We start from the raw sequence: 7,401 nt of genomic DNA, 5'->3' as shown, positions 1-7,401 counted from the left end.
CGAGCACGCGGCGCCGCGCGGGCGCGGCGGCCACCGCGGCCAGGGTGTCGCGCAGCGCGGCGGTGGCCAGCGCGGCAGCCTCGGCGGGCGTGTAGGCGGGGGTCAGGCGGGTCTTGACCCGGCCCGGCACCGGCTCCTTGGCGATGACGATCAGATCGACGTCGGCGGCGTCCGGGGAGGCGGGGGCTTTCACGGGGCCACCTCCGCCAGGACGCGGCGCATGTCGCGGACGGCGCGGACCGTCCCGCCGACCGTCCCGGTCACCTTCGACTCCCCGGTGCGCGGCAGGTACGCCACCTCCAGCTCGCCGATCCGCCAGCCCGCGCGGGCGGCGCGCAGCACCATCTCCAGCGGGTACCCGAACCGGCGGTCGGCCAGCTCCAGCGCGAGCAGCCCGGCGCGCGGCGCGGCGCGCATCGGCCCCAGGTCGCGCAGCCGGGTGCCGGCGCGCCGGTTCAGCGACCGCGCCAGCACGGCGTTGCCGAGCCGGGCGTGCGGCGGCCACGCGCCGCGCCCGACCGGGCGGCGCCGCCCCAGCACCAGCGCCGGCGCCCCGCCGGCGGAGAGCCGGCCGAGCTCGTCGGTCAGCCGCGGCAGCTCGGCGGGGTCCAGGGACGCGTCGGCGTCCATGACGCACACCACCTCGGCGGTGGCGGCCAGCAGCCCGGCGTGGCAGGCGGCGCCGAACCCGCGGGCCTCGGCGGGCACCACGTCGGCGCCGTGGTCCGCGGCCACGCGCGCGGATCCGTCGGTGGAGGCGTTGTCGACCACCAGGGGCCGGAAGCCCGCGGGCATCCGGGACAGCACCCACGGCAGGGCCTCCGCCTCGTTGAGGCACGGGAGAATCACGTCGATCACGGCTCTGACGCTACTTTCGGTGACGGGTCCACGACCCTTACGAACTGGTGACGGGCCGCCGGGCCGGCTCCGCGGCGACCCCGGCGGGCGACGCGACGGCCGGGGCCGGCTCCGCCGCGTCGCGGGCGAACTCGGCCATGCCGTCGGCGAACGGCACCTCCGGGCCGAACCCCAGCTCGCGGCGCGCGCGGTCGGGCCGGGCGACGATGTGGCGGACGTCCCCGAGCCGGTGACCGCCGGTGACGCGCGGCGCCGGGCCGCCGAACGCGCCGGCGAGCGCGCGCGCCATGTCGCCGATGGTGCGGGGCTCGCCGCTGGCGATGTTGTAGGCGCGCAGCCCGCCCGGCTCGGGCGGGCCGGCCGCCAGCCGCTCCAGGGCGAGCACGTTGGCGCGGGCGACGTCGCGGACGTGCACGAAGTCGCGGCGCTGCCCGCCGTCCTCGAACACCAGCGGCGCCTCGCCGTTCATCAGCCGCGACCGGAAGATCGCCGCGACGCCCGCGTAGGGGGTGTCGCGCGGCATCCTCGGCCCGTACACGTTGTGGTAGCGCAGCGCCGCGGCCGCGCCGCCGGTCGCGCGCGCCCACGACGCCGCCAGGTGCTCCTGCGCGAGCTTGGTGTCGGCGTAGACGTTGCGGGGGTCGAGTGCGGCGTCCTCGGCGACGGTGCCGGGCGCGAGGGGGCGCCCGCACTCGGGGCAGTCCGGTTCGAACCGTCCGGCGCGCAGCGCCTCCTCCGGGCGCGGCGCCGGACGCACCGGGCCGTGCGTCCCGCAGGTGTAGGCGCCCTCCCCGTAGACGACCATCGAGGAGGCCAGCACCAGCGTGCCGACCCCGGCGCGGGCCATCTCCGCCAGCAGCACCGCAGTGCCGTGCACGTTCACCGACGCGTAGTCCGGCAGGTCCGACACGTCCACGCCGAGGCCGACCTTGGCGGCCTGGTGGCAGACGGCGTCCGCGCCCCGCAGCCGCCGCGCCACCGCGGCCGCGTCGCGGACGTCGGCGGTGCCTCCCGGCCCGCCGGAGGGGGCCAGGCCGTCGGGCCGCAGGTCCAGGCCGCGGACCCGGTGGCCCGCGGCGGTGAGCGCCTCGGCGACGTGCGAACCGATGAAACCGGCCGACCCGGTGAGCAGTACGTCCATGCCGAGGAACGGTAGGCCGCGGAGGCGGCCGGATCCGGCGTGAAGGCGCCGGTCAAGGCACCTTGTTCGAGACTTGTAAGATCTGCGGTTTTCCGCGCCGCCGCCTCGCCGCCCCCCGGGGAGCGCCTGAGCGGGCGGCCCGCGCCGGGGTCAGGCGGCGATGCGGTCGGCGAGCAGGCCGGCGGCCTTGTCCACGTCGGCCTCGGTGGTGGACAGGTGGAACGCGCAGCGCAGCCGCCCGGCCCGCACGGAGGCGATCACGCCGTTGGCGCGCAGCAGGTCGGCGGTGCCGGCGGTGACGGGCACCGACACGATCGCCGAGTCGCCCGGCTCCAGCCCGAGCGCGGTCTGGAAGCGGCGCGCCAGCGCCACGTCGTGGTCGTGGATCGCGGCGACGCCGACCCGCTCGATCAGCTCCAGGGCGGGGGCGTGCCCGGCCCAGCACTGCCAGGCCGGCGAAAGGTCCAGGCGGCGCGCGTCGGACGCCAGCCGCAGCGGCGTGCCGTAGATGGAGTCCCAGACGTCGGCGCCGGCGTACCAGCCCGCGCCGACCGGCGGCAGCGCGGCCAGCGCCTCCTCGGTCCCGGCGAGGAAGGCGGTGCCGCGCGGGCCGAGCAGCCACTTGTAGCCCGAGCACACCAGCCAGTCGACGTCGCCGGCGGGCAGCGGCAGCCACCCGGCGGCCTGCGTGGCGTCCAGCAGGATCCGGGCGCCGTGCGCGCGTGCGGCGACGATCAGGTCGTCCATGGGGGCGATGCGGCCGTCGGCCGACTGCACCGCCGACACCGCGACCACGTCGACGCCCGGCCCGGTCTCCTCGGCGACGCGTTCCAGCGGCACCTCCCGCACCGCCAGGTCGGGGCGGGCCAGGAACGGGAACAGCAGCGAGGTGAAGTCGCCCTCGGCGACCAGGACGCGGGCGCCGGCGGGCAGCGACGCCGCCACCAGCCCGACGTGGTACGACGCCTGCGAGCCGACGGCGACGCGGCTCGCGGGCAGCCCGACCAGCCGCGCGAACGCCTCGCGGGACCGGGCGACGGCGTCGTCGAGGTCCACCGGCACCAGCAGCCCCGCGGCGCGGTCCCGCTCGGAGGCGAGCATCGCCTCGTGCGCGGCGCACGGCGGCAGTCCGTAGGTGGCGGTGTTGAGGAAGGCGACGCCCGCGGTGAACTCCCGCTGCGCGTCGTGCACGGAAAGGGTCATGTCCCGATGGTCGTGCACGCCCCACCCATAGGACAAAGTACGGTTCTCTGGGTGACCCATAAGGCTGGTTGATATCTTGCGGGGATGCTCGATCTGCACCGCGGGCGGATCCTGCGGGAGGTCGCCCGCCTCGGCTCGATGACGGCCGCCGCGCGGTCCCTCGCCTACACCCAGCCGGCGGTGTCGCACCACATCGCCCGGCTGGAGGCCGAGGTCGGCACGCCGCTGGTGGTGCGGCACGGGCGCGGCGTCCGGCTCACCGAGGCCGGCCGGATCCTGGTGGAGCACGTCGAGGACGTGCTGGCCCGGATGGACGACGCCGAGGAGCAGATCGCCGCGATCGCCGGGCTGCGCGCCGGGCGGGTGCGGATCGCGGTGTTCCCGACCGCGGCGGCGGCGCTGCTGCCCGCCGCGCTCGCGGGCCTGCGCGCCCGCGCCCCCGGCGTCGCCGTCACCCTGATGGACGCCGAACCGCCGCAGGCGCTCGCGGCGCTGCGCGCGGGCGAGGCCGACGTGGCGGTGGTGTTCCACCACGAGCACCTGCCGCCCGACCGCGACGCGCGGTTCCGGGAGGTGGAGCTGTGCCGCGACCCGATCCGCGTCGCGCTGCCCGCCGCGCATCCGCTCGCCGCCGGGCCCGTCCGGCTGGCGGACCTGGCGGACGAGACGTGGGCGTCGGGCTGCGCGCGCTGCCGCGAGCACCTGACGTGGGCGTGCGGGCGCGCGGGGTTCGTGCCGCGGATCGCGTTCGCCACCGACGACCACGTCGCCGTGCAGCGGCTCGTCGCGCACGGCCTCGCGGTCACCGCGCTGCCGGGACTGGCGCTCGGCCTGCACTCCGAGCCGGGCGTGGCCGTCCCGCCGGCGCCCGATCTCGGCAGGCGCCGCATCGCCGCGCTCGTGCCGGCGGGGCCGCGCCCGCCCGCGGTCGCCGCGCTGCTGGACGAGCTCGCCGCGGTCGCCCCGCCCGCCGCAACGGACGGCGGCGGCCGCACGGTCGAGGCGGCCGGCGCGGGTAGGGCAGGGGACGCGGGGGACGCGGTCAGGACAGGTGGCGGTGCAGGTCGGTGAGGCGCGTCGCCGCCTTCAGCACCGCCTCGGCCAGCTCCGGCATCCGGTCGTCGCCGAACCGCACCGACGGGCCCTGCAGCGCGACCGCCGCGAACGTGCGGCCCGCGCCGTCGCGGACCGGCGCCGCCACCGCGCGGACCCCGGCGAGCCGCTCCTCGTCGTTGACGGAGTAGCCGCGCTCGCGGATCCGCGCCAGCTCGGCCTCCAGCTCCGCGCGGGTGGTGAGCGTGGACGGGGTGAACCGACGGTACGGCTCGTCCATCGCGATCTGCTCGTCCCCGAACGCCAGCAGCGTCTTGCCCATCGCACAGGTGTGGATGGGGTTGCGGTCGCCGGGCGGCTGGTCGTAGCGCAGCGGGTGCATGGAGGGCAGGTGCAGCAGCACCGCGACCTCGTCGCCGGCGCGGACGCCGAGGCTGACGGCCTCGCCGGTCCCGTCGCGCAGCGCGGTCAGCTCCGGCTGCAGCAGCGTGGTGCCCATCCGCTCCAGCGCCAGCCGCCCGAGGATCGCGGCGGTGGGGCCGAGGAAGTACCGCTCGGTCTGCGGGTCGCGGCCCAGCATGCCGGTGGCGTGCAGCGCGTGCACGATGCGGTGCGCGGTGCTCACCGACAGCCCCAGCCGGTGCGCGATCTCGGTGGGCGTCTGGCGGGCGGCGTCCTCGAAGGTGCGCAGCACCGCGACCGACCGGTCCACGGTCTGCGTGCCCGGTTTCGGGCGGCGGCCGCCCGGTTCCGGCGTTCCCGCGGGCACCGCGCTCATCCGTCCTGCGGACGCGGGGCCCACAGGCTCGGCAGGTTGACCACGATGCCCTCCTGCGTGCTGCGGGCGATCACCACGACCGCCTCCTCGTCACCGGACGGGTTCTCCTCGCGGTGCGGGACGTAGGGCGGGACGAACACGTAGTCGCCGGGCCCGGTCTCCACCCGGACCTCCCGGTCCCCCTCGGCGAACACGAACACCGGATGGCCCGACACCACGTAGATCGCCGTCTCGGCCTCGCCGTGGTGGTGGTCGCCGGAGCTGGTCGACGGCGGTACGTGGGTGCGGCCCATCCACAACCGCTCCGAGCCCACGGTCGCGCCGGAGATCGCCTCGAACCGGCGCATCCCGGAGGTCTGGGCGGTGTCGGAACGCACCTGCGACCCCCGGACGTGCTCGATCCTCCCGTGCCAGGCCGCCGTTCCCCGCGTTTCGGTCTCGTCCGTCACGCGTCCCATCCTCGCACCGGACCGGCGGCCGCGCCGACCGGGGGCGCCCCGCCCCGGCGGACGCGGCGGGCACGGCGGGCGTGGGATAGTGGGCGCGTGGGATCCGCGACGATGACCCCGGCCGCGACGATGAGCCCCTCCCCGAGGGTGACCGCACGCCACGGCGTGGGGTTCGCCATGAACCCGTGCGCGAGCCTGCTGCGGCTGTACGCCGAGCACGGCCCGGTCGTGGCCGTCGGGACGCGCCGCAAGCCGTTCGTGCACCTGTTCGGCCCGGACGCCAACGCGTTCGTGTTCGCCAACTCCGGGCTGTTCCGCTGGCGGGAGGCGTTCGACCTGCTGGTGCCGGTGAACGGGGAGACCGCGCTGATCGTCAGCGACGGCGCCGACCACCGCCGGCGGCGCCGCCTCGTCCAGCCGGCGTTCCACCACCGCCGCGTGGACGGGTACGTCGCCCGCATCGCCGCCAACACCGACGCCGCGCTGGCGTCCTGGACGCCCGGCCGCACGCTGGACGCCTACGCCGAGCTGCGCGGCGTCATCCGCCGCAGCACCGTGGAGGTGCTGTTCGGCGACCGGCTCGCCGCCGACGCCGAGGTCATCGGCCGCGGCCTGCAGATCGCGCTGGCCGGCATCGACCGCAACTTCGTGGCGCAGATGATGCTGCGGGCGCTGCCCAACCCGTACTGGCGGCGCGTCACCGCGTCCCGTGCGGCGGTCGCGCGGCGGGTGGACGAGGAGATCGAGCGGCGGCGCCGCGAGGGCGGCGAGCACGACGACGTGCTCGGCATGCTGATGGCGGCCCGCGACGACGACGGCGCGGGCCTGACCCGGCAGGAGCTGCAGGACCAGGTCATCAGCCTGATCTCGGCCGGCTACGACACCACCAGCGCGGCGATGGCGTGGGCGGTGTACGCGCTGCTGGTGCATCCGGAGGCGGCCGAGCGGGCCCGCCGGGAGGTCGCCGAGGTGCTTGGCGACCGTCCGCCGGAGGCCGCCGACCTGCCGCACATGCCGTACCTGGACGGGGTGGTGCAGGAGACGCTGCGGCTGTTCCCGCCGGCGGTGCTGAGCGCCCGCGTCCCGGTGGAGGACTTCGCCTACGCCGGGCACCGGATCCCGGCGGGGGCGATGGTGCTGTACTCCCCCTATGTCACCCACCGGATGCCGGAGGTGTGGCCGCAGGCGGGGCGGTTCCGGCCCGAGCGCTGGATCCCGGGCTCGGACCTGCACCGCCCGACGACCCCGTCGACGTTCCTGCCGTTCGGCGGCGGGCCGCACCGCTGCATCGGCTCGACGCTGGCGACCGTCGAGATCAAGACGATGCTCGCCTGCCTGCTGCGCCGCACCCGGCTGCGGCTGGTGTCGGACGCGGTGACGCCGACCAGCGTCACCGCGATGCGGCCCCGCGGCGGCCTGACCGTGCGCGTCCTGCCGGCCTGACCGCGCACGGGCCGTTCCCCCGGCTCGCCCTTCTACTGGCTCGCCCTTCTACTGGCTGCGCAGGCAGGCGCAGAACGGGTGCCCGGCCGGGTCGGTCAGCACGCGCCAGCGGTCGCCGCCCGGCTGGAAGTCGGGCGTGCCGCCGCCCAGCTCGGCGACCTGCGCCTCGGCCTTGTCGAGGTCGTCGACGTAGAAGTCGAGGTGGTACTGCTGGGGGCGTTCCCCGGTCGGCCACGTCGGCGCCTTGTGATCGGCGACGCCCTGGAAGTAGAGGTTCTGCCCGCCGGGCAGGGCGACGGCCGCCGCCTCCGGGGTGTCGTAGGTGACCTCCCCGCCGGTGAGCGCCGCGTAGAACGCGGCGAGCTTCGGCGGTTCCGGGCAGTCGATGTTGACGGCGATGAACTCGGCGATACCGGACATGTATGTACTCCCTGGTCGTTCAAGGTCGATGCGTCCAGCATTCCAGGAGAGACTGA

At 76.5% G+C, this 7,401-nt stretch carries 8 protein-coding genes and 1 pseudogene; 2 read left to right on the top strand and 7 right to left on the bottom strand.

From position 1 onward, the window contains the following. The 4 genes and pseudogenes from ABT299_RS46295 to ABT299_RS46280 form a co-directional block, all read right to left on the bottom strand. A pseudogene (locus ABT299_RS46295) lies at positions 1–193 on the bottom strand (glycosyltransferase); the annotation flags it as partial. Continuing rightward, positions 190–858 (bottom strand): glycosyltransferase family 2 protein, encoded by a 669-nt coding sequence (locus ABT299_RS46290; protein ID WP_387018749.1) that lies wholly within the window; start codon positions 856–858, stop codon positions 190–192. The pseudogene ABT299_RS46295 and the gene ABT299_RS46290, both read right to left, overlap by 4 nt. 37 nt (positions 859–895) lie before the next feature. Continuing rightward, the gene (locus ABT299_RS46285) at positions 896–1,999 is read right to left on the bottom strand and encodes an NAD-dependent epimerase/dehydratase family protein (RefSeq protein WP_500254713.1); all 1,104 of its coding nucleotides are present in this window, start codon (positions 1,997–1,999) and stop codon (positions 896–898) included. A gap of 150 nt (positions 2,000–2,149) precedes the next feature. Next, the gene (locus ABT299_RS46280; RefSeq protein ID WP_500254712.1) at positions 2,150–3,202 is read right to left on the bottom strand and encodes an aminotransferase class V-fold PLP-dependent enzyme; all 1,053 of its coding nucleotides are present in this window, start codon (positions 3,200–3,202) and stop codon (positions 2,150–2,152) included. Between the two features lie 84 nt (positions 3,203–3,286). Here ABT299_RS46280 and ABT299_RS46275 point away from each other — a divergent pair, with 84 nt between their 5' ends. Next, positions 3,287–4,273 carry a LysR family transcriptional regulator gene (locus ABT299_RS46275; RefSeq protein ID WP_500254711.1) on the top strand — a complete coding sequence of 329 codons (987 nt, stop codon included), beginning with the start codon at positions 3,287–3,289 and terminating at the stop codon, positions 4,271–4,273. On the opposite strand, the gene ABT299_RS46270 is transcribed toward ABT299_RS46275, so the two are convergent. Both ABT299_RS46270 and ABT299_RS46265 read right to left on the bottom strand, forming a co-directional pair. Then, positions 4,245–5,033: an IclR family transcriptional regulator gene (locus ABT299_RS46270; protein WP_190856732.1), complete on the bottom strand. Its 789-nt coding sequence runs from the start codon at positions 5,031–5,033 to the stop codon at positions 4,245–4,247. The genes ABT299_RS46275 and ABT299_RS46270 overlap by 29 nt on opposite strands. Then, entirely contained in the window at positions 5,030–5,482 is a 453-nt protein-coding gene (locus ABT299_RS46265; RefSeq protein ID WP_347256701.1) for a cupin domain-containing protein, read from the bottom strand. Before ABT299_RS46265 ends, ABT299_RS46270 begins: the two co-directional genes overlap by 4 nt. 96 nt (positions 5,483–5,578) lie before the next feature. On the opposite strand from ABT299_RS46265, the gene ABT299_RS46260 reads away from it, so the two are divergent. Further along, on the top strand, positions 5,579–6,925 hold the full coding sequence (locus ABT299_RS46260) for a cytochrome P450 (RefSeq protein ID WP_500254710.1): 1,347 nt from the start codon (positions 5,579–5,581) through the stop codon (positions 6,923–6,925). Positions 6,926–6,973: 48 nt separating this feature from the next. Here the strand turns inward: ABT299_RS46260 and ABT299_RS46255 are convergent, their stop codons facing one another. Then, positions 6,974–7,345: a VOC family protein gene (locus ABT299_RS46255; RefSeq protein WP_500254709.1), complete on the bottom strand. Its 372-nt coding sequence runs from the start codon at positions 7,343–7,345 to the stop codon at positions 6,974–6,976. Between the last annotated feature and the right edge of the window lie 56 nt (positions 7,346–7,401).

Source organism: Spirillospora sp. NPDC000708 (assembly GCF_040299565.1).
GTDB lineage: Bacteria > Actinomycetota > Actinomycetes > Streptosporangiales > Streptosporangiaceae > Spirillospora.
This window is presented reverse-complemented; position numbering and strand designations above follow the sequence as displayed.